Below are 23,509 nucleotides of genomic sequence, written 5' to 3'. Positions count from 1 at the left end.
CGGACGAGCCCGCCCGGCCCGCAGCGACGGAGAGAGGTCCCCGATGGTCGAGCCGGTTCCCACGAGCGCGATGTCCGACGCCGCCCCAGGTGTCTCCGAGCAGTACCAGGCGGTCCGGGACCGTGTGCTGGAGCTGCGCGAGGACTACGACCGGGCCCGGGAGGAGTTCCGCTGGCCGCGGATGGAGCACTTCAACTTCGCCCTGGACTGGTTCGACCACGTGGCCCGGGGCCCCGGGCGGGGGAGCCGGGACGCCCTGTGGATCGTGGCCGCCGACGGCTCGGAGCAGCGGCGCACCTTCGCCGAGCTCGCCGAGTCCTCGGCCCGCACCGCGAACTGGCTGCGGGGCCTGGGGGTCCGCCGCGGCGATCGCGTCCTGCTGATGCTGGGCAACCAGCTGGAGCTGTGGGAGACCCAGCTCGCGGGGATGAAGCTGGGGGCGCCGCTGATCCCGACGGCCGTCATGATGCCGTCCGCGGACCTGCAGGACCGGGTCCGGCGGGGCCGGGTCTCCTGGGTCGTGACGGACGCCGCCAACGCCCCGAAGTTCGCCGCGGTGGACGGGGACTACGGTCTCGTCGTCGTGGGCGGGGACGCGGAGGTGGAGGCGGTGCGGGGGCAGCTGCCCGGGCGGGAGGTGCGCCGCTACGCCGACTCCGCCGGCGCGGACGCCGTGTTCGTCCCCGAGGGGGTCACGCGCTCCCGGGACCCGCTGCTGCTGTACTTCACCTCCGGGACCACGTCGCAGGCCAAGCTCGTGGAGCACACCCACTACTCGTACTCGTTCGGCCACCTCTCCACCGTCTACTGGATGGGCCTGCGCCCCGGGGACGTGCACCTGAACATCGCCTCGCCCGGGTGGGGCAAGCACTCGTGGTCGAACTTCTTCGCCCCGTGGATCGCGGAGGCCACCGTGTTCATCCTCAACCAGGACCGCTTCGACGCGGTGGGACTGATGGAGCACATGGGCCGCGCGGGCGTCACCAGCTTCTGCGCCCCGCCCACCGTGTGGCGGATGCTCATCCAGGCCGATCTGCACCGCGTCCAGGACCCGCCCGTGTCCGCGGTCTCCGCCGGGGAGCCGCTGAACCCCGAGGTGATCCGCCGGGTGCAGGAGGCGTGGGGCGTGACGATCCGCGACGGCTACGGCCAGACGGAGACCACGCTGCAGATCGCCAACACCCCCGGCCAGCCGGTCGTGCCCGGCGCCATGGGCAGGCCGCTGCCGGGCTTCGTCGTCGAGCTCCTGGACCCGCGCACGGGCGCTCCCGCCGAGGAGGGCGAGATCTGCCTGAAGGTCGACGACGATCCCCCCGGGATCATGGCCGGCTACATCGACGAGCCCGAGCGCACCGCCGAGGTCGTCCAGGACGGCTGGTACCACACCAGGGACATCGCCCGCCGCGACGAGCACGGGGTCTACACGTACGTGGGGCGCACCGACGACGTCTTCAAGGCCTCGGACTACCGGATCTCCCCGTTCGAGCTGGAGTCGGTGCTCATCGAGCACCCCGCGGTCGCGGAGGCCGCCGTGGTCCCGGCCCCGGACCCCGTCCGGCACGCCGTGCCGAAGGCCTACCTGGTGCTCGCCGCCGGGGCGGAGCCCACCCGGGAGCTCGCGGGGGAGATCCTCCGCTTCGCCCGGGAGAACCTCGCCCCCTACAAGCGGGTGCGCAGGGTCGAGTTCACCGACCTGCCGAAGACGATCTCGGGCAAGATCCGCCGCGTGGTGCTGCGCGAGCGCGAGCAGGCCGCGGACCGCCCGGCGGCCGGCACACCGGCGGCGCCTCCCGCCGACGGCCTGGGCATCGAGTACACCGAGGCGGACTTCCCGGGGCTGCGCGGCTGAGCGGCAGCGCGCCCGGTGCCTCCGGCAGGGGCCCCGGGCGCGCAACGTGACGTCACCCCGTGCCCGTGACCGGTGCCGCACGGGGGACGTGGCAGGGTCGGTCTGTCCCCACTTCGTGCCACGTTTGCCGATTCAAATGAATGGAGTCGGCGTCCCGAGGCCCGGAAAACGCCGATGTGGCAAGCACAAACACATGCGAAAACGTCGATGTCCACCGTTCTGCATATGACGTCGGCCGCCGTGACAGGTCATGGAAACCCTGCCACCATGGAGTCAATTGGTTCACCCGATGGGGCAGAACCAACTGATCCGTCGGGGGGCGGATCGACCGCGGTTCATCGGGGGATGGGCCGCCCGCACACAGGCATCGGGGGGTGCCGGTGCGACCGGTTCATCGGGGGGTGAACCGACACGGGAGCACCGCTGGGGGGCGGTACTCCCACCAGGCGAGTCTCTGCTCGCCACCGGCCGACAGGCCGGACGATGCGCCCGTTGCGGGGGTCATCCGTTCCGACGGATGGGCAACGGGCGCATCGCTCTGTCCGGGCCCGGCCGGTGGCGCCGGGCGGTTCCGTGCGGTGCGCCGTGCTGCACCGCCCGGTGACCGCCGCGCCACGGCGTCGGTGGACCCTGGAAGACTGGGTCCCATGACGACTTCCCCGGCTTCCGACACAGCCCAGGCCACTGCCCAGGACACCGCCCTGCGCGAGGACGCGCTGGGGCTGCTGCGTGCGCTCACCGGCCGGGCCGACGCCGCCTTCCACCCCGGGCAGTTCGAGGCGATCGAGGCCCTCGTGGGGCACGGCCGGCGCGCCCTGGTGGTGCAGCGCACCGGGTGGGGCAAGTCCGCGGTCTACTTCCTCTCCGCCCTGCTGCTGAGGGCGCGCGGGCGGGGCCCGACCCTGATCGTCTCCCCGCTGCTGGCCCTGATGCGGGACCAGGTCGCCGCCGCGGCCCGGGCGGGAGTGCGGGCGGCCGCCATCAACTCCGCCAACGCGACCGAGTGGGGGCAGATCTCCGCCCAGCTGGAGGCCGACGAGCTCGACGTCCTGCTCGTCTCCCCGGAGCGGCTGAACAACCCGGTGTTCCGGGAGCAGCAGCTGCCGCAGCTGGTGGCCCGGCTCGGGCTGCTGGTGGTGGACGAGGCGCACTGCATCTCGGACTGGGGCCACGACTTCCGCCCCGACTACCGCCGGATCCGCGACCTGATCGCGCGCCTGCCCGAGGAGGTCCCGGTGCTGGCCACGACCGCCACCGCCAACGAGCGGGTGGTCGCCGACGTCGAGGAGCAGCTGGGGGTGCGGCCCGGCGGCACGAGCACGGGGGAGGTCTTCACCCTCCGGGGCCCGCTCTCCCGGGCGTCCCTGCGGCTGGGCGTGCTGGACCTGCCCTCGGCCACGGCCCGGCTCGCGTGGCTGCTCGAGCACGTCGAGTCCCTGCCGGGCAGCGGGATCATCTACGCGCTCACGGTGGGGGCCGCCGAGGACACCGCCCAGGCGCTCTCCGACGCCGGTCTGCCGGTGCGGGCCTACACCGGGCGCACGGATCAGGGCGAGCGGGAGGAGCTCGAGGCCGCGCTCAAGGAGAACCGGGTGAAGGCCCTGGTGGCCACCTCGGCGCTGGGCATGGGCTTCGACAAGCCGGACCTCGGGTTCGTGGTCCACCTGGGCGCGCCGTCCTCGCCGGTGGCCTACTACCAGCAGGTGGGCCGTGCCGGGCGCGCCACCGACAACGCCGACGTCCTGCTGCTGCCCGGGACGGAGGACCGGCAGATCTGGGAGTACTTCGCGACCGCCTCCATGCCCACTGAACAGAAGGCCACCGCCGTCCTCGGCGAGCTGGCCGCCGCGGGAGGCGCCCTCTCCGTGGCCGTCCTGGAGTCCCGCGTGGACGTCCGGCGCAGCCCGCTCGAGCTGATGCTGAAGGTCCTCGCCGTCGAGGGCGCGGTGGAGCGCGTGCAGGGCGGCTGGCAGGCCACGGGCGCACCGTGGCGCTACGACGCCGAGCGCTACGGCCGGATCGCCGCCGCCCGGGTCGACGAGCAGAACGCCATGCTGGACTACGAGCGCACCACCGGGTGCCGCATGGAGTTCCTCGCCCGGCAGCTGGACGACCCCACGGCCGCGCCGTGCGGGCGGTGCGACACCTGCGCCGGCCCGTGGTACCCCACGACCGTCGACGAGAGCGCCACAGACTCCGCCGGGGCGGCGCTGACCCGGGTGGGCGTCGTGGTGGAGCCCCGGGCGCAGTGGCCCACGGGGATGCCGCGGCTCGGCGTGGACGTCAAGGGCCGGATCCCGGAGGACGAGCGCTGCGCCGAGGGCCGGGCCCTCGCCCGGCTCACGGACCTGGGCTGGGGCAACCGGCTGCGCGAGCTGTTCCGCACCGACGAGCAGGGCGCTCCTGTCGACGGGCCGGTGGACCCGGCCCTGGGCCGGGCCTGCGTGCAGGTCCTCGCCGAGTGGCGCTGGGCGGACCGGCCCGCAGCGGTCGTCTCGGTCCCGTCCCGCTCCCGGCCGCGGCTCGTGCGCTCGCTGGCGGAGGGCATGGCCGGGGTCGGCCACCTGCCCTACCTCGGGGAGCTCGACGTCCCCGAGGGGTTCCCCACCGGCGGGCACGGCGGCAACAGCGCCTACCGGCTGGCGGCCGTGTGGGAGAAGTTCCAGGTGGGTCCGGGACTCGCCGAGGAGCTGGACCGGCTCGGCGGACGGCCCGTGCTGCTGGTCGACGACCTCATGGACAGCCGCTGGACCCTGGCCGTGGCCGCCCGCGCCCTGCGCCGGGCCGGCTCCGGGCCGGTGCTGCCGTTCGTGCTGGCCGCCCAGGGCTGAGCCGCGGCGGACCCGGGACCGGGTCCGCTCCGTCGCTCAGCCCCGGGCGCGTCCCAGGCGGGCGGCGAGCGACCCGAGCAGCGGGCGGACGTCCCGGGCGCAGAGCAGCAGCCAGATCGAGAGGAAGGCCGCCGTGACACCCAGCGCGGGCAGCACCCGGAACTCGCCCCCCAGCAGCGCGAGCCCGGCCAGGACCATGGCGTAGCCGGCGAGGATGCGCAGCAGGACGCCGCCCCAGCGCAGGCGGTCCAGCCTCCACACGAAGAGCAGGGGCAGCAGGGCGCTGAGGAGCGAGCCGACGAGGTAGCCCACGGCCGAGGCGCGGATGCCGAGCTCGGGGCCCAGCACGAGGATGGTGGCGATCCCGACGGCCAGCCCCACGCCGTTGGACGCGGCGAGGACCTTGATGCCCCAGGACTCGGTGCCGTTGAGGCGGGCGTTGGCGGCGTTGAAGCTGGTCGCGGACACCGCGAAGAACAGGATCACCAGCAGGGGCTCGGCGGCCTGCCACTCCGGGCCGTAGACCACGTGCAGCACGGGGCCGGCCCACAGGATGCCCACGCCGAACACGGGCAGGAACACGGTCACCATGGTGCGCAGGATGGCGTCCACCTGCCGGGACAGCTCGTCGGTGTGCCCGGCGGCGAACATCCGGGCCACGCTGGGGGACAGCGCCGTCATCATGGCGCCCGAGAGCATGCTGGCGGGCGTGGCCAGGGACACGGCCGCGGCGTACAGTCCGAGGGCCTCCTCGGAGTCGTAGGTCCGGCCGATGACCACCGACAGATGGAGCAGTCCGCTCGCCGCCAGCAGGTGCGCCGAGCCCCAGGCGGTGAACACCAGGATCTCCCGGCGGCGTCCCGGAGCGAGGCGGGCCCGGGACCGGCGCCGCCAGGCGGGCAGGGCGAAGACGGTGTAGCCGGTGATCAACGGCAGCAGCAGGACCCAGTGCCAGCCCGCCAGCAGGACGAGCAGCAGCAGGGACAGGGTGGTGAACGAGCTGATGCAGTCCCACAGGGCCGTCGTCACGAACTGGTTGTTGCCGGCGCGCAGACCCCGCGTGTAGTTGTACGCCGACAGCGACAGGACCAGCAGGCCGCTCGAGACGGCATAACCCCAGGACAGGCCCAGGACGGCTGCGGTGAAGGCGGCACCGGCGGCACCGAGGACCGCCGCGCCGACCGCAGCGCTCCGGGCGGTGAACGAGGCCGCTGCCAGGTGCTCGTCCGGGTCCTGCCGCCCGCGGGCCATGGCCACGAACTTGGCCGCCGCGGTGCCCGAGGCCTGCGGCCAGAGCAGGACGAGGAAGACGGCGAGGGAGAGCACCAGATTGACCTCCCCGAGGGCCTCCTTGCCCATGAGCCGGCCCACGAGGATGCTGTACCCGAAGCGGGAGAGCCCCTGGACGAGGATCGCGACCACAGTGAGCCCGAACGAGGAGCCCAGGGACTGGTCCGTGCTCCCGTGGTTGGGCGGAGGGAACAGGGCGGCGCGCAGGCGGGACATCACCTGACCGGCGCCGAGTCCTCGGGGACGGCGCTCCCTCCGCGGGTGAGGGTCTCCCTCCCCGGGGCGTCCTCGGGCCGCGGTGGGGCAGCGGCGGCCAGGGCCGCGGCCGTGACGACGGCGAGCGCCGCCGGGACGTTGCGGTAGACGAAGAACTCGTGGATCTGGGAGTGGTTGCTCAGCACCGCGTACCAGACGGGCACCACGAGCGCGGGGGCACCGAGCACCGCGGCGACCGCGAGCCGCCGGGGGCCGCCGCGGACCACGGCGAGGACCAGCCCTGCCAGCACGGCGACGGTGCAGGCCACCAGGACCAGGGAGGACGTCGGGACCCTGTCCCACCAGTAGTCGAGGTTGCTGACGACGCCGGCGCCGAAGGCGTCCGACACCCCGTCCCAGGCGCCGCCCGTCCGTTCCGCGACCTTGCCCCGGACCACCGACAGGGTCTCGTCCACCCCCAGGAACACGACGGCGAAGAGCCACCGCGACGCCCAGGTGACGCCGAAGGCGACCACCCAGACGACTCCGGCGGTGAGCGTCACCAGCAGCGCCTCGGCCGTGCTGCGCCGGCGGTACCAGACGGCGGCGCCGAGCACGAACGCGGACATGATCCAGGGCACGGCCGGTGTGGTGAGCAGGTCCACGTAGCAGAACACCGCCGCCCCGAGCGCCGCCCCGAGGTACCCCAGGCGCAGGGAGCGTCCGGCGCCGACCGCGGTGAGCAGCACCGACAGGTAGGCGGCGGCGATGGCGAGGGAGTGGCTGAAGGACGTCGATGGGGTCGAGAGCATGTTGGTGCCCAGCAGGAACGGCAGGGTCAGTGCGAGCGCCACCGGTGTGGACGTGCGGGCCCGCACAGCCAGGGCCGCGCCCACGAGCGCCGCCACCATCAGGGCGCCGGAGACGATGCGCAGACCCTCCAGCCCGATGAGGGCCAGCGCCGGGCGGGTGAGGACCGTGTACCCGGCCCAGTACCGGAAGTAGTTGTTGTCGTCCGGGAGCTCCTCCCGGGGGACGGGGGCGTCGCCGGCGAGAGCGCGCAGATCGGCTTCGCCGCCCGCGCAGCTGGCGATCCGCGGCATGCGCACGGCTCGGCTGAAGGCGGACTCGTCGGGCTCGGCGCCGAGACCGGTGCCGACCAGCACGCACTCGGTGAACGTGTCCGAGATCCCGCCCACGCGGTCCGGCAGCGAGTTGGGTCCGTAGGTCCCCGCCTCGACCGAGGACAGGAGGTTGTCCACGATCGGCCGGTCGGGCACCGCCTGGGCGGCGGTGAGCAGGCCGAAGAACACGAACTGCAGCCCGAGCAGCAGTCCGATCCCGACGGCCCACGGGCGCCACCGGCCGCCGCGGCGCCCGTGCGCGGTCGAGCCGGGCCTCACAGCGCTTGCTCCCGGGAGCCGCCGTGCCGCGGTGCGCAGCCGATGGTCGCGGTCGGTGGCCCCGGGAGCGGGCGGCCGCTCAGCCGGGGGGTCGCCCGGTCGGCGGCGCCCTCGCTCCGGAGGTCCGCGCGGGCGAGGATTCCGGTGCCGGGCACCGTGGCGCGCCGGTCGGTGGCGGCCCTGCCGCTCGCCGCTTCCTCGTCGTGGCGGGGCGCAACGGCCACGATGCTCGGGGCGCAGGGCATAGGTCGCTCGTTTCTGGGGTCGAGGGGCGGGCCTCGCCCATTATCGCCGGGGCGGGTGCGTGGCCCAAACGGGTGGTGCACGCGGCCGGGGCCGCGGATCCGCCGCGCTGACCGGACGCCTGTCTCCTCCTGCTTTGACCCACCGCGCATCCTGCCGTTAAGCTGGCCTGTGTTGTCCGCACCAGCGCGGTGCCGGACGGCCCAGGAGACGTGCCAGAGCGGCCGAATGGACTTCACTGCTAATGAAGGGTCGGGGTTAAACTCGACCGGGGGTTCAAATCCCCCCGTCTCCGCACGTGTGATGTCTCAGGACATCGGAACACCCCGGACCTGTGGTCCGGGGTGTTCGTCTTTTCCGCCGCACCTGCCCGTCCGGGTCCGGCCAAGTGCGCGGCCGGGAATGGGTAACCTGTTCCGGACACCGCCCCCGCCAGGAAGCAGGTAAGGACCCCGTGGCCGAGCAGAGAGTACCCGGTTTCACCAAGAACCCGTGGATCGTGCGCGACGGCCCGGTGCCCGCGCTGGCCCGGAGGGCCATCAGCCTGATCCCGCTCCCGCTGCGCCGTCAGGCGTTCTTCCTCTACCGGCACCACCGCTTCTTCTCCTGGCGGCCGCGCACGTTCTCGGAGAAGGTCCAGTGGCGGATCCTGCACGACCGGCGGGACCTCATCGCGGTGGGCGGGGACAAGATCTCCATGAAGGAGTACGTGGCGGCGCTGGGCCTCGACATCCTGATCCCCCGCACGTTGTGGTCGGGCGAGGACCTGCACGCGATCCAGGACCGGAACTGGGGCTGCGCCTGGGTGCTCAAGCCCGTGACCGGATCCGGGTACGCCGCGTTCGGGGCCGGGAGCCTGCGCGAGAGCGGGATCGACGTGGACGAGGTCGGACGCTGGCGGGCCGATGACGCCCACCGGATCTACGGGGAGTGGCAGTACAGCCGGTCGCGGCCCGGGTTCCTCGTCGAGCAGCGCATCCCCACCCGGGACGGCGCCTCGCCGAACGACTACCGCTTCTTCGTCTTCGACGGCCTGGTGCACACGATCCAGGTCGACACCCCGCGCGCCGGGGACGTCCGGCGCCGCTTCTACACCCGCGACTGGCGGCCGCTCGAGGTGCGGCTGACCGGCATGGAGCTCGCGCCCGCGACCCCGCCGCCGCCGACCCTGGCGCGCATGGTGGAGCTCGCGGAGCGGATCGGCGCGGACTACGACTTCATCCGGGTGGACCTCTACGACGCCGACGGGACCATCTGGTTCGGTGAGCTGACGCCGACCCCCGGCGGCGGCCTGCCGCCGTTCGATCCGCCGGAGTTCGACCTCGAACTGGGGCAGCAGTGGAGGCTCCCCGTGTCGGGGCGCGGGGAAGAGGGCTGACCCGCGTGCGCGTCGTCGTTCTCACCACGTGGTACCCGTCCGCGCAGAGGCCGGGGGAGACCCCCTTCATCGCCCGGCACGTGCGGGCCATCGCCCGGCACCACGACGTCAGTGTGCTGCACGTGCAGATCCTGCGCACCGGGGCCTGCACCCGGGAGCAGTGGGAGGGGATCCCCGTGGTCCGTCTCCCGCTGCACCCCCTGCGCCCGGCCACCGTGCTGCGGGCCTACCGCTGGATCGGCCGCTCCCTGGCCGAGGCCCACGTCATGCACACCATGCCCTTCTCCGCCGCGCTGATCGCGCTGCTGTCCGTGCGACGCCGGCCCTGGGTGCACACGGAGCACTGGAACGGTGTGCTCACCCCCGAGCAGAACGGGCGGCTCTGGCGGCGCCTGGCCTGGAGCCGCCGGATCCTGCGCCTGCCCGACCGGACCACGGGGGTCAGCTCCGTTATGTGCGAGGTGCTGCGCCGGTTCGCGCCGGCCTCCCGGGTGGAGCGGATCGGCAACGTGGTGGAGCACGCCCCGTCCGTGACGGAGCCGCCGCGCGGGCGGACCCTCGAGCTGGTCTCCGTCGGCGCGCTGCGTGCCCTCAAGGACCCCCTGCTGGCCGTCGAGGCGGTCGCCTGGCTGCGCGCGGCCGGCCACGACGTCCGGCTCACCTGGTGCGGCGCCGGGGAGCTCGAACAGGACGTCCGGGCCCGGATCCGGGAGCACGGCCTGGAGGACCGGGTCCTGCTCGTCGGGAGCGTGGGGACCGAGGAGGTCCAGCGGCGGCTGGGCGCCGCCGACGTGTTCCTGCTCCCCAGCCGCTCGGAGACGTTCTGCGTGGCCGCCGCCGAGGCCCTGGCGGCGGGCCGGCCCGTGGTCATGGGCGCCGTCGGCGGGCAGCGGGACTTCGTGCACCCGGGCAACGGGCGGCTGGTGGCCGAGCGCACTCCCGAGGCCTTCGGCCGCGCCGTGCTCGAGGTCGCGTACGGCCACGGACTGCTGTCGGCGCAGGAGATGGCGGAGGAGGTCCGCGGCGTGTACGGGGCCGAACGGGTCGCGGCGGATCTGGACCGGTTGTACCGGTCCGTGGTCCCGCCGCAGGATGCCGGCCGCTGCCGCGCCTGAGCCCCCCGGGCACGGATGCCGTGGGACGTGCGCGCCCCGACGGCGCGCTCCGTCATACGCGGCCGTGCCCGTGACCGCCGCCGGGCCGCTTCCTAGGATGGTGCTCAGCACCGCCGGCGGACCGATCCCAGGGGGAAGACCATGTCCGAGCAGCAGCAGCCCTCCGTCCCGGCCGACCCGTCCTCGGGTCGCTCCGCCGCGCAGTGGGAGTCCGGCGCCCCCGACCGCTCCGTGCTGGAGCGCGCCCTCGACGCCGTGACGGTGCGCCGGGTGTTCGGCGAGGCCTACGAGCTCGACGGCGCCACGATCGTGCCCGTGGCCCACGTCCGCGGCTGGGGCGGCGGCGGGGGCGGCTCCGGCGAGCAGCACGGCGAGTCCGGCAGCGGATCGGGCCTCGGCTACGGGGTCAACGCCTCCCCGGCCGGGGTGTACGTGCTCCGGGACGGCGCGGTGACGTGGCAGCCGGCCGTCGAGCCGGTCCGGATCGCCCTGCCCGTCGGCCTGGCCCTCGTCGCGGCGCTCGGCGCGGTCGGCTGGGCCCTCGCCTCACGCCGCTCCTGAGTGGCCGCTCCCGCGTGGTGGTTGCCGCGCGGTCGTTGCCGCGCTGCCGCGCCGGGGCGCCGTCACCGAGCGTCCGCTCCTGTCGCCCCGGCACCGGGGCCTGACAGGATGGGGCCATGTCCTTCCTGCTCCGCGTCCTCGTCAACGCGCTCGCCATCTGGGTGGCCGCCTGGATCCTGCCCGGGATGCAGCTCACGGCCGACCCCTCCGTGGTCTCGGCCGTCGGCGGCGGGACCACGGCCTCCGTCCTGGCCTACCTCTTCGTGGGGCTGGTCTTCGGCCTGGTCAACGCGATCGTCCGGCCCGTGCTGACCATCCTGTCCCTGCCCATCACCTGCCTGACGCTGGGCCTGTTCGCCATCGTGGTCAACGCGGCGATGCTGTGGCTGACGTCCTGGCTGAGCTCGTTCACGCCGCTGCGGCTCGAGATCGACGACTTCTTCTGGACCGCGGTGCTGGCCACGCTGATCATCGGGGTCGTCTCCCTCGTGATGGGCTGGGTGGTGCCGGAGCGCGAGCGGCGCTGAGCCGGTCCGGGCTCAGTCCCGGTGCAACGCCGCCCAGAGGAACTCGTGGGAGAGGGCGTGCAGCCGGGCCGCCTGCCGGTTGTCCCCGGCGCCCGCGTGCCCGCCGTCGGTGGCCTCGTAGAACCACACGTCCTCGTGGCCCATCCCCAGCATCCGCGCCGCGGTCTTGCGGGCCTGCACCGGGCCCACCCGGTCGTCGCTCGTGGCGGTCCAGAACAGCACCGGCGGGTAGTCCCGATCCTCGCGCAGCAGGTGGTAGGGGGAGAAGGTGCGCACGGACTCCCACTGGGCGGGGTCGTCCGGGTCCCCGTACTCCGCGATCCAGGACGCCCCGGCGGACAGCTTCGTGTAGCGGCGCATGTCCAGCAGCGGCACCCCGCAGGAGACCGCGCCGAAGAGCTCCGGCCACCGGGTGAGCATGTTCCCCACGAGCAGCCCGCCGTTGGACCCGCCCGAGCAGGCCAGGCGCCGCCGCGCGCACACGCCGCGGGCCTGCAGGTCCGCGGCGACCGCCGCGAAGTCCTCGTAGGCGCGGTGCCGGTGCTCCCGCAGCGCGGCCCGGTGCCACGCCGGGCCGTACTCCCCGCCGCCCCGGATGTTGGCGAGCACGTACACCCCGGAGCGGCCGGCGTCGTCGGTGCGGGACAGCCAGGACCGCCCGAGCGCCCCGGAGTACGCGGGGGTCCGGGAGACCTCGAAGCCCCCGTAGCCCGAGAGCAGGGTCGGGTTCTCCCCGTCGAGCACCAGCTCGGCCGGACCCACCTGGAAGTACGGCACCCGGGTGCCGTCGGCGGAGACCGCGAAGTGCTGCTCGACGGCCAGCCCGGACGCGTCGAAGAACCCCGGCGCGGTCCTCGCCGGCCGTGGGGGCGCCCCGGCGCCCGCACCGGCCGGGAGGGTGCCCCGGGAGACGGTGGTCGGGGTGAGGAACCCGGAGGCCACCAGCCAGTAGTCGTTGCCCGCCTCCGGGTCCTCGTCGTCGACGGCGTAGGCGTCCAGGCTGGACAGCGCCGGCGCCCCGGGCAGCTCGACGGTGCTCCACGGGCCCGGTTCGGCCACGCGCACCACCGAGGAGACGTCCCGCAGCAGGTTCAGGATCAGCCGGTCGGCGGTCCAGGACCAGGACTGCAGCGCGGTGCGCTCGTCCGGGACGAAGACCGGTGCCACGGACCGGTCCCCGGCCAGGAAGGCCTCCAGCTCGGCCGCCAGCAGGGACCCCGCGGGGTGGACGGTGCCGTCCAGCTCCAGCTCCTCCTGGGGCCGCAGCAGCAGCCACTGCCGGTGCAGGTCCACCGTGACGCTGTCGGGCACGTCCACGTGCACCAGCTTGTCCCCGCGCACCAGGTAGGTGCGGGAGGCGAAGAAGTCGACCACGTCCACGGCCAGGTCCCGGACGAACCCGGGGGTGTGGTCGCGCACGAACACGGCCTGGACGTGCTGCTCGTCCACCTCGAAGACCTGGCGGGCCTGGGCGAGGTCCTGGCCCCGGCGGAGCACGCGCACCGTGCGGGGATAGGAGGAGGCGGTCATCGAACCGGGCCCGAAGTCGGTGCCCACGTGCACGGTGTCCGCGTCGACCCAGCTCACCGAGGACTTCGCCGTGGGGACGTCAAAGCCGCCGGGCACGAACTGCCGGCGCTCGAGGTCGAACTCGCGCACCCGCTTGGCGTCGCCGCCGTCGGGGGAGAGGCTGATCAGCGCCCGCCGGTGCTGCCCGCCGGTGTACTGCGGCCGCAGCAGCCGGGCGCCGCCGTAGACCCACTCCACGCCCTCCTCGGCGGCCAGGGCGTCGACGTCGAGCAGCAGCTCCCAGCGGGGCTCCTCGCTCAGCCAGGACTCCCACGTGGTGCGGCGGAGGACACCGCGCGGGTGCTCGGCGTCGCGCCAGAAGTTGTAGTAGTGCGGGCCGTGCTTGGCGACCATGGGGATCCGCTCGGTCGAGTCCATGACCTCGAGCACGTCCGCCTCAAGGCGACGCAGCTGCGGTCCCTCGAGCGCCGAGAGCGTGCGGGCGTTCTGCCGGGCGACCCACTGCAGGGGCGCCTCGCCCGTGATCTCCTCCAGCCACAGGTGCTCGTCGTGCGGCTGCTCGGCGGTCGGGCGGGCGGCGGTCTCAGCGGTCTCGGTCATGTCCGCCATCGTAGGCCCCGCTCCCGTCCGGCGCCGCCCGCGCGGGTCGATACCCTGAGGGTCATGAGTGCAGCGGGCAGGACAGGGACGGAACGACGTGTCACGGTGATCGGGGCGGGCCCGCGCGGGCTGTCCGTGGTGGAGCGGCTCGCGGCCCGCTCGGCGGCCTCCGGCACCCGGGTGCGCATCGACGTCGTCGACCCCTTCCCGCCCGGCCCCGGCCACGTGTGGCGGACGAACCAGTCCCCGCTCTACCTCATGAACACGCCGTCGCTGTTCCCCACGGTGATCGCCGACGACGGGGTGCTGCCCGTGGACCCGCTCGAGCCGCTGCGGAACATGAGCTTCGAGCACTGGCGGCTCGCGGCCGTGTCCGGGGGGATCGCCGTGGACCCCGACGACGCCGCGCACCTCACCCGGATGACCCCCACTTCCTATCCCTCCCGGCGGATGTACGGGGTCTACCTCGACTGGGTCTTCCGCGCCCTGCGGGACGCCCTCCCGGCCTCGGTCCAGCTGACCGTGCACCGGGCCGAGGCCGTGGGCGTGCACGTGCGCGAGCACGCGCGGCACCGCTACGACGTGGAGATCAGCGGCGGGCAGAACCTGCCGGCCGACGCCGTGGTGCTCGCCCTCGGCCACCTCGACGCCGACCTGCGCCCGGACCAGCAGGAGCTCGTGGACGGCGCCGCGGAGTTCGGGCTGACCTACTGGCCGCCGGCCGTGCCGGCCGACGTCCACTGGGACGACCTGCCGGCCGGGGAAACCGTCCTGGTGCGCGGGATGGGGCTGAACTTCTGCGACGTGCTGGCCCAGGTGACCGAGGGCCGCGGCGGGATCTACACCCAGGAGGGGGAGCGCTTCGTCTACCACCCCTCGGGCCGGGAGCCGGTGATCGTGGCCGGCTCCCGCCGCGGCGCCCCCTACCGCTCCAAGGCGGTGCTCGAGGGCTACTACGCGCGCTCCCTGAGCACCCGCTTCTTCACCCTCGACGCCGTGCGGGCGCTCGCGGTGCGGGCCGACGGGCCCCTGTCCTTCGAAGCGGACCTCTACCCGCTGATCCGCAAGGACGCCCAGTGGAACTACTACACGGCTCTGGCCAGGACGGCTCCCGAGGCCTTCGAGACCGACCCGGAGGAGTTCCTGGCCCGCTTCGACGCCGTGCTCGGCACGGGGGACGACCACCCGGAGGGGCCGTGGACCTCCCGCGCGGAGCGGCTCATCGCCTCGGCGGTGGTCCCGGGCCGGCAGCTGAACGCGCTCCGGCTCGCCCGCCCGTTCGAGGGGATCGGCTTCGGCTCCCACGACGAGTTCGCCGCGGCCGTGGTCCATCACCTGGACCGGGACGTGCACGGGGCCCTCGCGGGGGAGGACGACCCGCTGCAGATGGCGGTCGCCTCGCTCAACGCCGCGCGCACCGTGCTCAAGGCGGTGCTCGCGGACATCGGGATCGGCGACGCCTCCTGGACGGACGAGCTGCGCCGGAGCTTCGAGCCGTTCGTGGAGGGCCTCGCCTCGGGGCCGCCCGTGCTGCGGACCCAGCAGCTGGCGGCCCTCGCCCGGGCCGGGGTGGTCCGCTTCCTGGGCCCCGACCCGCAGTTCCTCGTGCACGAGGAGGAGGGCCGGTTCGTGGCCGGTTCGCCGTGGGTCAAGGACGAGCCCTTCCACGCCGAGCACCTGGTGGAGGCCATGTCACCGCCCAACGACGTCCGCCGCAACATCTCGCCGCTGCTGACCGCGATGCACCGGGAGGGCCTGGTCCGGGTGCGGGCGATGGAGACCCGGGACGGCGTCGCGACCGTGCCCAGCACCGGCCTCGACGTCAGCCGCCCCCCGTACCGGGCCGTGCGGGTCGACGGCGGCGTGGAGCCCGGTGTGCACGTGCTCGGCATCCAGCTCTCGGCGGTGCAGTGGGGCGTGGCGATCGCCGCGGAGGCCGGGGCCTCCGCGGAGCTGGGCGCGCGGACCCTGGCCGACGCCGACCGCATCGCCGAGGCCGTGCTGGCCCCCGCTGTGCGCCGCGAGTGACCACAGCAGGTCGTGATCCCTCGGGTGCAGCGGGGTCGCTCAGCGGCGGGAGCGCGATCGGCGTGCCGTGGGCCGGTCAGCCGAGGCGGCCCTGCAGCACCTCGCGGGCGCGGTCGCTGGCGTGCTCCCGGAGGCCCTTGCCGGGGTGCTCGCCGGAGTGGCCCCGGCCGGGGTGCTCGCCGGAGCTGCCCCGGCCCGGCTTCTGCGGGTCGGTGGGCTGCGCACCGCCGAAGGCCAGGCCCACGACCTCCGGGTTGTGGTCGGAGGCGCGGTACGGGTCCGCGGCGTAGAGGTCGACCACGTTGTGGTTGTGCCGGCTGTACTCCAGGCCCACCGACTCGTGGGCGTTGATCTCCCAGATGTCCGAGCCGGTGACGAGCTCGGCCGCGGCGGGGGAGGCCAGGACGTGGTCCAAGGAGCCGAGCATGCCGCCGTAGGCGTAGGAGTACTCGCCCTCGGGGGACAGATTGGCGTAGCCGGCGTCGTGCAGGACCCGCATCGGGTCCTCCTGGTCGTAGGAGTTGAAGTCGCCCGTGAGGAAGACCCGGTCCGTGCCCTGCGAGGTCTTCAGCTGCTCGGCGAACGCGACCAGGGCCTGCGCCTGCGCGGTGCGGTCGGCGTTCCAGGCCCCGGCACCGTCCCCGGCGTCGGCGTTGGGCCCGGTGCGGGGCGCGGAGCCCTTGGACTTGAAGTGGTTGACCACCACGGTGAAGTCGTCGTCGGCGCTCCCGCCGGCGGGGCGGAACGTCTGGGCCAGCGGCTCCCGGGCGTTGTCGAAGTTCTCCTCGTCCTGCAGGATCACGGACTCGCCCACGGGGCCGACCGCGGCCGGCCGGTAGATGAACGCCGTGCGGATGACGTCCTCGTCCTCGAGGGCGGGCCGCTTCGCCGGCGAGGGCACGTAGGCCCAGGTCTCCGCCCCCGCCGCCGCGTTGAGGGCCGCGACCAGGTCCGCGAGCGCCTGGTCGCGGTCCTTGCCGAACTTCGCGGAGTTCTCGATCTCCTCGAGGGAGACGACCTCGGCGCCGAGGGCGTTGATCGCGGCCACGATCTTGGCCTGCTGGCGCTCCAGGTCCTCCTGCTCGGCCGCGCCGCGGGCCAGGCAGCCGCCGCGCACGGAGATCGGGTCCCCGGCGCGGTCGGTGTAGTAGGAGCATCCGGAGAGCTCGTCCCCGGTGGTGCTGAAGTAGTTGAGCACGTTGAACGTGGCGAGCTGGAGGTCCCCTCCCACGTCCTCCGGGGCGGCGGTGCGGGTGTTCTCGGCGACGACCGGCGCGTCCTGCGGGTTGCTCCCGGTGAGGTGGGTGGTGGGCTGGAGGCGCCACTCGTCGAAGGAGTAGCCGAGCACCACGGGCGCCACGAAGTCGACGGGCGCGCCGATCCGCATCGGGGTCCGCGGGGTGAGATAGGGCAGCGGCACCGACGCGTTGGCGAAGCTGCCGTAGTTGGTCGTCGCGCCGTCGTCGAGCAGCACCCCGCGGGCGGCGTTGTCCGCGGCCTGGGCGGCGGCCTCCGGGGAGCCGGGGGCCCCGACGGCGGTGGGCTGGACCAGGGGCGCGCCGCCCGCGGCGAGCCCGAGCTCGCCGTAGGTGTTGAGGCCGTAGTTGTCCGTGATCACGAACTCACCGGCCGGGTCGAGCAGCATGCCCTCGAGGCTCTCGCGCCGGGCGTCGTCGGCCGGCCAGCCGACCGTGGCCGGTTTGACGGCCTCCACGGGTTCGTCCAGGACTCGCAGCCCGTCGGGGCGCACGCTGAGCTGGGTCTGGCCGTAGTACTCGGCGACCGTCCCGGTGACCTCCACGTACTGGCCGAGCCGCACGTCGGCCACGGCCGAGGGGGAGTACACGAACACGCCGTCCGAGGCCTCGTGCTGCTCGAGGTCGAGGTCCCCGCCGGTGCCCGGCGTCTGCACGTACCAGCCGTCGAGGCCCCCTGTGGCGTAGACGGCGGTGACCACGCCGCGGGTGGTCACCGTCCGCCCGGCCACGGGCGAGGCGTCCCCCGTGCCCTGGATCTCCCGGATCGGGAGACTGACGGGCGGGGCCGTGGGCTCGGCGGTGGGGTCGGGGGTGGGCTCGGGCGCCGGGCCGTCGCCGCCGGAGTTCTGCGGGGTCACGGTGCCCGTGGCGGTGAAGTCGGCGGAGTTGTCGTCGGTGTCGACCCCGTCCTGGCGGGTCATCGACCGCGGGTCGCCGTTCGTGGCCGGCCCGGTGGCCGGTGCGCTCTCGAACGTGTTGGACGTGCCGTAGCCGAGCAGGTCCACGATGCCGTCCGCGCCGGTCACCGAGCCGGTGGGCGCGCTCAGGCGCTCGGCGCCGTCGGAGAGGAGGATCGTTCCGGAGGCGCCCGCGGGATTGAACGAGGTGGTCAGATCCGGGGTGGGCAGGGGCTCCCCGCTGCCGCCGTTGGACCCGCCCTGGACCAGGAAGTAGCCGCCCGGTGCGATGGTCCCGGACAGTGCGACGGCGCTGGACGTGCCGGTGCCGCCCGCGGCCCGGTACTGCAGCGTCCAGCCGGTGAGGTCCACGGTCTCGGACGTGGGGTTGTAGAGCTCGACGAACTTGTGCCGGTGGACGGCGTTGGCCGAACCGCCGTTGGTGTAGGCCTCGTTGATGACCACGGCCGTCCCGTCCGGGGCGGCGTGGACGGGAACGGTCAGCGGCGCGGCGAGCAGCGCCGCCGCCAGGGCCCCGCTCAGGGGCAGGGAGAGCAACGTCTTCACGGTGGGAGGGTTCCTTCGGTCAGAAAAAGGGAGCGGAAGGGCTAGAGGTCAGCGCAGGGAGGAGGCGGGCGGGGGTCAGCCGAAGAGGCGGCCGAGGACCTGGCGGGCGCGCTCGGAGCCGTGCTCCCAGACGCCGCGGCCGGGCTCGCCCTTCCCGGGGTGCTCACCGGGCCGGCCCTTCCCGGGGTGCTCACCGGGCCGGCCCTTGCCGGGCTGCTGGGGCTCGGCCGGCTCGGTGGGCTCCGGCTCGGCGGGCCCGGGCGTCACGCAGTCCGCGGCCAGGCCCAGGACGGCGTCCGGGACCCGCACCCGGGTGCCGGTGGGCTCGGCGACCAGCCACACCGCGGCGCCGTCGGCCAGCTCGGCCGTGTCGAGGCGGACGGAGGCCGCGCCGTCGAGGACCGGCACCGTGCCGAGCTCCGTCCCGTCCGGGGCGCCCGCGCGCACGGACAGCGAGGTGGTGTCCGGGGCGCCCAGGGACGTCATGTCGAGGGAGGAGACGTCGAAGCGCACGGTGCAGGCCTCGGCGGCGGCCCCGGTGAGCTGGACGGAGCGGCGGTCGAACCGCGGGCTGAGCGGCGCGTTCGCGGCGAGGTACTCCGAGAAGGCCTCGCGGTCGATCCGGCCGGTGTCGGTGGCGGCCGTGCCCTCGGCGAGCGCGGTGAAGTTGTCGCCGCCGGCGGTCAGGAAGGACACGGAGCCCACCACGTAGCTGCCCGCGGGGTCGTAGGGCGCGCCGTCCACCGTGATGGAGGTGATCCGGTCGCCGGCCGGACGGGAGGGGTCGGCGGTGTAGGAGACGTTCTCCGAGAGCCCCAGCTGGAGATAGGCCCGGGAGGACCCGGCGGGCTGCCACTGCTGCTCGAGGACCTGCTTGAACTGGGCGCCGGTGAGGGTGACGGTGTTCAGGTTGTTGGAGAAGGGCATCACCTGGTTCACCTCGGCCTCGGTGACCTGGCCGTCGCGGTCGCCGTCGAGGGCCTCGCCGGGGTCGTCCGCCCAGAGCAGGTCCGCGCGCAGGCCGCCGGGGTTGATCAGGCCGATCTGCACGCCGTGGGGCTCCTGCAGGGTCGCGCGGATGGACTCCGCGACGAGGTTGCCCAGGCTCGACTCGGCGCCGCGGTCGTCGCGGGCCGGCTGGCCGTCGCGGAGGCCGTAGGCGGTGGTGATGTCACCGGTGATCTGCCCGACCGGGGTGCTGCCCCGCTCGACGGCCACGGCCTCGGCCGCGGCCACGATCTCGGCGACCCGGGCGACGCGGGGGTACTGGGCCACCAGCTCCTCCTCGGTGGCGGTGACGGTCTCGCCGACGTCGAGCACCTCGGTGGTGAGGTCGACGTCGTCGGCCGCCCGGTCGTAGCTGAAGGAGACCCGCCCGAGGCTGCCGCCGTAGGAGCCGGCCTGCAGCACGGCGCGCTCGAAGTCGCCGTCGCCGTCGAGATCCACGGCCTGATCGTAGACGTCGTGGGTGTGCGCGTTGAACACCACGTCCACGGTCTCCGAGGTGCCGGTCACCAGCCGGTCGGCCAGGACGTCGGAGGCGTCCGCGGCGCCCTCGTGGTAGAGGGCGACGACGACGTCGGCCCCCGCCGCCTCGAGCCGCTCGGCCTCGGCGTTGACCGCCGCGACGGGGTCCCCGAAGGTGAGGCCCGCGATCCCGGCGGGCGAGACGAGGGTGGCGGTCTGCTGGGTGACGGCGCCGACCACGCCGATGCGCACGCCGTCGACGTCGAAGGTCGCGGAGGCCTCGGTGACGGGCGCGCCGTCGGGGCCCAGGACGTTGGCCGCGAGGTAGGGGAAGTCGGCGCGCTCGGTGATGCGCCCGGTGAGGTCTTCCACGCCGCGGTCGAACTCGTGGTTGCCCACGGCGGAGGCGTCCAGCTCCAGAGCGTCGAGCACGTCCAGGGTGGGGTTGTCCTGCTGGACGGCCGAGACGTACTCGGAGGCGCCCACGTTGTCGCCGCCGGACAGCAGCAGCGTGCCGTCCTCGTTCTCGGCGCGCAGCTGCTCGATCGCGCCCGCGAACAGGAGCGGGTCGGAGGCGAGCCGGCCGTGGTAGTCGTTGAAGTAGAGCAGGTCGACGTCCGCGTCCGCGGCCGCCGGGGCGGGGGAGGCGCCCGCGGTCTCGTCGGCGTGCGCCGCCGGGAGGACGAGCACGGACGAGGAGACGACGCCGGCGGCGAGAGCCGCGTGCAGGGCAGGACGGTGCTTCGGGGGTGTCATGACGGGGTCCTCCGGGGGCGGGGTGACGAGTCGATGTCCCCATTGGAGCATGCAGACGTGAACGTCCGGCGTCGTGACGGGCACATGTCGGCGGCCTGCCGGGAACCTGCCGGAGAGCCACGGCGACGACCCGGCCCCCGGCGCGGGGCGCCGGGGGCCGGGTCAGCAGCGGAAGGTAAGGGATTTGAACCCTTGGTACGGGGTCACCGCACACCGGTTTTCAAGACCGGCTCCTTAGGCCGCTCGGACAACCTTCCCCGCGCTCGCCGGGACGGCGGAGCGCGCCGCCCATTCTTCCACGCCGCTGGGAACGCCAGCAAAGCCCCCGCTAGGGTGGGCGCGTGAGCGCACCGGAGAGCCCCGCCCGCGGGACGACGACGATCGTGTGGTTCCGGGACGACCTGCGCGTCACCGACCACCCCGCCCTCGAGGCCGCGTGCCGGCGGGGGGAGGTGCTGGCCCTGTTCGTCCTGGACGAGGAGTCGGCGGGTGTGCGCCCCCTGGGCGCGGCCTCGAAGTGGTGGCTGCACGGGTCGCTGCGCTCCCTGCGCGCCTCCCTGGAGGAGCTGGGGATCCCGCTGGTGCTGCGCCGCGGGCCCGCCGGGGCGGTGCTGCCCGAGGTGCTCGAGCGCACCGGGGCGGGCGGGATCACCTGGAACCGCCGGTACGGCGGCCCCGAGCTGGCGGTGGACGCCGGGGTGAAGCAGTGGTGCGCGGAGCACGGGGTGGAGGCCCACTCCTTCCAGGCCTCGCTGCTGCACGAGCCGTGGGCCCTGCGCACCGGGGCCGGGGGGCCGTACAAGGTGTTCACGCCCTTCTGGAAGGCCCTGCGGGCGCTGGAGATCCGCCAGCCGCTGCCGGTGCCGGGAGCGGGACGGGGCGCGGACCGGGCCGTCGCGGCCTGCGCCGCCGGGGAGGACCCGGAGGCGTGGGGCCTGCTCCCCGAGCCCGGGCGTGCGGCCGGGCTGGCCGGGACGTGGACCCCGGGAGAGGCCGCCGCGTGGGAGCGGCTGGACGACTTCCTGGACCGCGCCGAGGACTACGACGAGGGCCACGACCGCCCCGACCGGGAGGGCACCAGCCGGCTCTCCCCGCACCTGCGCTGGGGGGAGATCAGCCCGTTCGCGGTGTGGGACGCCGCGGTCCGGCACCGCGCCGAGCAGGGGGGCAGCCCGGGGCTGGAGAAGTTCCTGACGGAGCTGGGCTGGCGGGAGTTCAACTGGCACCTGCTGCACCAGGAGCCGGAGCTGCACGTGCGCCACGTCCGCCCGGCGTTCGACGCGTTCCCGTGGCGGGACCCCGCCGAGGGCGCCGCGGACCTGCGGGCCTGGCAGGAGGGGCGCACCGGGTTCCCGCTGGTGGACGCGGGCATGCGGCAGATGCTTGCCACGGGCTGGATGCACAACCGGGTCCGGATGGTCGCCGGGTCCCTGCTGACCAAGAACCTGCTGGTGGACTGGCGCAGCGGGGAGCAGTGGTTCTGGGACCACCTCGTGGACGCCGATCCGGCCAGCGGGCCGGGCAACTGGCAGTGGGTGGCCGGCTCCGGGGCGGACGCGAGCCCGTTCTTCCGGATCTTCAACCCCCTGACGCAGGGGCGCCGGTTCGACCCCGACGCCCGCTACATCCGCCGGTGGGTCCCGGAGCTGGCCGGTGACTCCGGGGTGGATCCCCACGAACCCGGCCTGCTCGGGCCGTCGGTGGGCTACCCCGCCCCCGTGGTGGACCTGCCGGCCAGCCGCGCCCGCGCCCTGGACGCCTACGCCTCCATCCGCTGAGCGGAGCCGAACGCCCCGGGCCGCCGGTCGGACAGCGGCAGAGCGCCGGGCCCGGGGCGTTCGTCGGCGGGGGAGGACCGGCGGCCGCGGGTGACCCGGGCCGGACCCGGGGACACAATGGGAGCGCACGTCGTTCCCGACAGGAAGGCCCCAAGATGCGCGCAGTGCTCGAGACCACCCCCGGCGGACCGGAGGTGCTCGCCGTGACCGAGGTCCCCGCCCCGGAGCTCACCCCGGACAGCGTGCGGATCCGCGTCCGCGCGGCCGGCGTCAACCGGGCCGACGTCATGCAGCGCCTGGGCCGGTACCCGGTGCCCCCGGGGGCCTCGAAGGTCTTCGGGCTCGAGGTCTCGGGCACGGTCCAGGAGCTGGGCCCGGCGATCCCGGCGGAGGCCGGGATCGGGGTCGGGGACGAGGTCGTCGCGCTGCTGGACTCCGGGGGCTACGCCGAGGAGGTCGTGGTCCCCGCCGCGCAGGTGCTGCCCGTCCCGCAGGGCGTGGACGTGGAGGCCGCCGCCGGGCTGCCCGAGGTGTGCGCCACCGTCTTCTCCAACGTCTTCATGGCCGCCGCGGCCCGGGAGGGGGAGACGGTGCTCGTCCACGGCGGCACCGGCGGGATCGGCACCAACGCCATCCAGATGTGCCGGGCGCTGGGCCTGCGGGTGCTGACCACGGTCGGCGGCCCGGAAAAGGCGGCCGCGGCCGGCGAGCTCGGCGCGGAGACCATCGACTACCGCGCGGAGGACTTCGTCGCCCGCGTCCGGGAGCTGACGGACGGCCACGGCGCGGACATCGTCCTCGACGTGGTGGGCGGGGCGTACCTGGACCGCAACCTCGACGCGCTCGCCGTCAACGGGCGGCTGGTCGTGATCGGCCTGCAGGGCGGGCGCACGGGGGAGCTGGACCTGGGCAAGCTCATGGCCAAGCGCGCCGCGGTCATCGGCACCACGCTGCGCTCCCGGCCCGCCGGGGAGAAGGCCCGGATCATGGCCGCCCTCCGCGAGCACGTCTGGCCGCAGGTCGAGGCCGGGCGGATCGTCCCGGTGGTCAACCGCACCTTCCCCCTGGACCAGGTGGCGCAGGCCCACGAGTACTTCGACTCGGGCACCCACATCGGCAAGGTCCTGCTCGTCCCCTGAGCACCCGCCCCGGGCCACCGCGCCCGGGGCCTGCGCCGACCGGGCGCCGGCGGCGCGCGGACGGCCGCGCCCATCGCCGTAGGATGGACTGTCTCCT

General features: G+C 74.4%; 15 protein-coding genes and 2 tRNA genes. 10 read left to right on the top strand and 7 right to left on the bottom strand.

Translation table 11 applies throughout. The features are described from left to right. Positions 1–43: 43 nt before the first annotated feature. Positions 44–1,849 carry an AMP-binding protein gene (locus PU704_RS07175; protein WP_277550830.1) on the top strand — a complete coding sequence of 602 codons (1,806 nt, stop codon included), beginning with the start codon at positions 44–46 and terminating at the stop codon, positions 1,847–1,849. A gap of 647 nt (positions 1,850–2,496) precedes the next feature. Continuing rightward, positions 2,497–4,680 (top strand): RecQ family ATP-dependent DNA helicase, encoded by a 2,184-nt coding sequence (locus PU704_RS07170; protein WP_277550829.1) that lies wholly within the window; start codon positions 2,497–2,499, stop codon positions 4,678–4,680. A 36-nt stretch (positions 4,681–4,716) separates the two neighbouring features. On the opposite strand, the gene PU704_RS07165 is transcribed toward PU704_RS07170, so the two are convergent. From PU704_RS07165 to PU704_RS07155, 3 genes are read right to left on the bottom strand one after another with little or no spacing between them, the layout of a single operon-like run. Continuing rightward, entirely contained in the window at positions 4,717–6,186 is a 1,470-nt protein-coding gene (locus tag PU704_RS07165) for a lipopolysaccharide biosynthesis protein (RefSeq protein ID WP_277550828.1), read from the bottom strand. Beyond that, on the bottom strand, positions 6,186–7,568 hold the full coding sequence (locus PU704_RS07160; protein ID WP_277550827.1) for a hypothetical protein: 1,383 nt from the start codon (positions 7,566–7,568) through the stop codon (positions 6,186–6,188). The genes PU704_RS07165 and PU704_RS07160 overlap by 1 nt, the downstream gene beginning before the upstream one ends. Continuing rightward, complete coding sequence (locus tag PU704_RS07155; protein ID WP_277550826.1) at positions 7,565–7,813, bottom strand: hypothetical protein; 249 nt, start codon at positions 7,811–7,813, stop codon at positions 7,565–7,567. The genes PU704_RS07160 and PU704_RS07155 overlap by 4 nt, the downstream gene beginning before the upstream one ends. A 204-nt stretch (positions 7,814–8,017) precedes the next feature. Here PU704_RS07155 and PU704_RS07150 point away from each other — a divergent pair. From PU704_RS07150 to PU704_RS07130, 5 genes are all read left to right on the top strand, one after another. Next, a tRNA-Ser gene (locus tag PU704_RS07150) sits at positions 8,018–8,106 on the top strand. A gap of 159 nt (positions 8,107–8,265) precedes the next feature. Next, a complete protein-coding gene (locus PU704_RS07145; RefSeq protein ID WP_277550825.1) occupies positions 8,266–9,189 on the top strand; it encodes an ATP-grasp fold amidoligase family protein in 924 nt (307 codons plus the stop codon). A 5-nt stretch (positions 9,190–9,194) separates the two neighbouring features. Continuing rightward, positions 9,195–10,304: a glycosyltransferase gene (locus PU704_RS07140; RefSeq protein WP_277550824.1), complete on the top strand. Its 1,110-nt coding sequence runs from the start codon at positions 9,195–9,197 to the stop codon at positions 10,302–10,304. A 141-nt stretch (positions 10,305–10,445) separates the two neighbouring features. After that, positions 10,446–10,865, top strand: a complete 420-nt coding sequence (locus PU704_RS07135) for a spore germination protein GerW family protein (RefSeq protein WP_277550823.1) — start codon at positions 10,446–10,448, stop codon at positions 10,863–10,865. A 116-nt stretch (positions 10,866–10,981) separates the two neighbouring features. Next, positions 10,982–11,392 (top strand): phage holin family protein, encoded by a 411-nt coding sequence (locus tag PU704_RS07130; RefSeq protein WP_047802998.1) that lies wholly within the window; start codon positions 10,982–10,984, stop codon positions 11,390–11,392. 12 nt (positions 11,393–11,404) lie between these two features. Here the strand turns inward: PU704_RS07130 and PU704_RS07125 are convergent, their stop codons facing one another. Continuing rightward, on the bottom strand, positions 11,405–13,522 hold the full coding sequence (locus PU704_RS07125) for a prolyl oligopeptidase family serine peptidase (RefSeq protein WP_277550822.1): 2,118 nt from the start codon (positions 13,520–13,522) through the stop codon (positions 11,405–11,407). 63 nt (positions 13,523–13,585) lie between these two features. On the opposite strand from PU704_RS07125, the gene PU704_RS07120 reads away from it, so the two are divergent. Beyond that, positions 13,586–15,550, top strand: a complete 1,965-nt coding sequence (locus PU704_RS07120; protein ID WP_277550821.1) for an FAD/NAD(P)-binding protein — start codon at positions 13,586–13,588, stop codon at positions 15,548–15,550. Positions 15,551–15,626: 76 nt separating this feature from the next. On the opposite strand, the gene PU704_RS07115 is transcribed toward PU704_RS07120, so the two are convergent. From PU704_RS07115 to PU704_RS07105, 3 genes are all read right to left on the bottom strand, one after another. Next, on the bottom strand, positions 15,627–18,272 hold the full coding sequence (locus PU704_RS07115; protein ID WP_277550820.1) for an ExeM/NucH family extracellular endonuclease: 2,646 nt from the start codon (positions 18,270–18,272) through the stop codon (positions 15,627–15,629). A gap of 75 nt (positions 18,273–18,347) precedes the next feature. After that, the gene (locus PU704_RS07110) at positions 18,348–20,495 is read right to left on the bottom strand and encodes a bifunctional metallophosphatase/5'-nucleotidase (protein ID WP_277550819.1); all 2,148 of its coding nucleotides are present in this window, start codon (positions 20,493–20,495) and stop codon (positions 18,348–18,350) included. A 169-nt stretch (positions 20,496–20,664) separates the two neighbouring features. Further along, positions 20,665–20,752, bottom strand: a tRNA-Ser gene (locus tag PU704_RS07105). Between the two features lie 84 nt (positions 20,753–20,836). Here PU704_RS07105 and PU704_RS07100 point away from each other — a divergent pair. Both PU704_RS07100 and PU704_RS07095 read left to right on the top strand, forming a co-directional pair. Further along, entirely contained in the window at positions 20,837–22,273 is a 1,437-nt protein-coding gene (locus PU704_RS07100; RefSeq protein ID WP_277550818.1) for a cryptochrome/photolyase family protein, read from the top strand. 155 nt (positions 22,274–22,428) lie between these two features. Beyond that, positions 22,429–23,412: an NAD(P)H-quinone oxidoreductase gene (locus PU704_RS07095; protein WP_277550817.1), complete on the top strand. Its 984-nt coding sequence runs from the start codon at positions 22,429–22,431 to the stop codon at positions 23,410–23,412. Positions 23,413–23,509 lie beyond the last annotated feature (97 nt).

This window comes from Kocuria oceani (genome assembly GCF_029524215.1).
Classification (GTDB): Bacteria; Actinomycetota; Actinomycetes; order Actinomycetales; family Micrococcaceae; genus Kocuria; species Kocuria oceani.
The sequence above is the reverse complement of the archived record's forward strand: the minus strand, read 5'-3'. Positions and strand labels throughout refer to the sequence as shown.